The sequence below is a fragment of the Stieleria tagensis genome (assembly GCF_024129865.1).
In the GTDB taxonomy this organism is placed as follows: Bacteria; Planctomycetota; Planctomycetia; order Pirellulales; family Pirellulaceae; genus Stieleria; species Stieleria tagensis.
The window spans coordinates 1-1,893 of record NZ_JAMYFE010000195.1; the positions used below are offsets into that span (position 1 = coordinate 1).

General features: G+C 53.0%; 2 protein-coding genes. Both read right to left on the reverse strand.

Annotated elements, in window-relative coordinates; all coding sequences use genetic code 11:
- Nucleotides 1–367 precede the first annotated feature (367 nt).
- Nucleotides 368–553, reverse strand: coding sequence for a hypothetical protein (locus NHH03_RS27760; RefSeq protein WP_253161620.1), 186 nt, complete (start codon nt 551–553; stop codon nt 368–370).
- A 248-nt stretch (nt 554–801) separates the two neighbouring features.
- Nucleotides 802–1,287, reverse strand: a complete 486-nt coding sequence (locus NHH03_RS27765; protein ID WP_253161621.1) for a hypothetical protein — start codon at nt 1,285–1,287, stop codon at nt 802–804.
- Nucleotides 1,288–1,893 lie beyond the last annotated feature (606 nt).

The following is a 1,893-nucleotide window of genomic DNA, read 5'->3' on the forward strand; positions in this document are numbered from 1 at the left end:
GTTGGCGACAATCAACCCGCGTTTCCAAAGCAAGTCGCCAGCGGTTCGACTGGTCGTCGCCGCCAATGCCTTGCGATAGGCGATAGCAATTCACACCCGTCTCCATCCCCGGCAGTCGAGCATTGGAATCACGCAACTCGTTTGAGCGAGAAGTTGAATCGTTCCGGCCGCGATCGAAGGGCATCGCCGTGATGCAAACCGACCGACAGCATCCGATTCATAATTCGTTCCACAACGTCAGCGGAGTCTATTACTCGTAACGTTAGCGATTTCCGAGATCGCGACGATTGATTTGGAACTCAGACGAAACCTGATTCGCGATTCCGGAACATCGTCTGGTTCCCGTCTTCTTTTAAGTCCAGCTGGGTCAGCATATTCGATCTTCGACGCCCATGCCAATCTTCAGCCTGGATTCGGGCACCCGTACCACCGGCCCGCCCAGGGTCAGGTCGGCAATCAAGGCGCCGGATGTCGGTAGCGGATCAGCTTGGTCACACATTGACGATTGATTCATGCAGAGCGTTTTGCTGGACAACTGCGGTGGGCGTTTCATCGTCCATCAGGAGCGTGTGAGAAATGCAAGGCAACAACGGACACTACCGGCAGTTTTAAAGTTCGGTAACCGACCGCCGCAGCTTGCAGCGTCCATCGCTACGAGTAAGCAGCCAGATACATCCGCACCTTTACGCGAGTCACTACGGGAACGTTTACGATCAGCCGGCGGCGACGGAAGATTAACCACTTCAAAACGCCCGACTTCGCCGCTCGGTTGTATCGGATGGTTCCCCGTTCATCTGTCCGTTAATACGTGAAGATCGTTGCATCGTCGAAACCGCCATCCAATGTTGCAGAAGCCTCTACATGGTAGTCCGAAAGTCGGCTATCGGTGCCACCCCAGTCATGCCCGCCACCGCTGAAATCGATACGAACGCAATCAGAATCGTCAAGCGGACGAATCGTAATCATGTAGGGGCAAGTCAGCGAATCACGTATCTGTTTTGCAGTTATCGTTAGTGGCGGATCTTCCTGACTCAGCAGCGTCCTAAATTGCGAAAGACGATCAGCGGCGACAAAATCGCGAAATTTCTTGAACCATGAATTGTGCGTCATCCAAATACGATTGGCTGTCGGCGTGAGACTTGCCAGCAATTCGTCGGATCGTATCTGGTTCGTGTCGAACGTGAAGCCAACCGTTTGACCGTTGAAATTGCGGTCCGCGACAAACGTCTGGAAATGTTTGTCCCAGCGAATGCCGTCAAACTTCGTGTTACCTTTTGAACCGCCCATGTTTTCTTCAGTCGGCGAACGTTACGGATCACGCGGTCGCCGCGAGCGATCCTCCACTTCAAAAACGACGACTCGGCGACTCGTCGTGCATCCGATGGTTACCCGATTCTGTTTGCCAGCCAATCAAGATTGGTCAGGAGTTAATTCTCAATTCCAGCCCGCCCATTCGCAAACGTTATACTTGCCCTGCCATCCCTTCGTTTGGATCGCCCAATGTTTTCCGGCTAGCCTTGCATCACCTCGAGCATCAAATCCAACAAACCCCGTTTCCGGCATAATCGCAGGGAACAAAGATTCCACCCTCCAAATGACTCGCATTGGCGATCCGGTTTTACGTACACGTATCCGCAATTCGCCATTTACGTCGTAGTTGGGCAATGAAGCGGTGCAGAACGTTCCTTTGGATGTCAGGGATTCGCGAACGGCAACAACCACATTCGCAAAAAGTGGCGGACATCCATCTCGTTCAAAATCTTCGAATCGTGGAGTTACCGCGTCATCCAGTATTGCCGCAATCAATTCGGAAGACGGCTGGATTTCGTCGCTAGCGGTAGCCATTGTTGCGTATTGAGGATTCTCGTTCGGGTAACGGCAGGGTTCAGCGGG

Excerpts from the sequence above, each read along its gene's own strand:
- NHH03_RS27765 (WP_253161621.1), bottom strand. The coding sequence starts at position 1,287 with ATGGGCGGTTCAAAAGGTAACACGAAGTTTGACGGCATTCGCTGGGAC.
- NHH03_RS27760 (WP_253161620.1), bottom strand. The coding sequence starts at position 553 with ATGAAACGCCCACCGCAGTTGTCCAGCAAAACGCTCTGCATGAATCAA.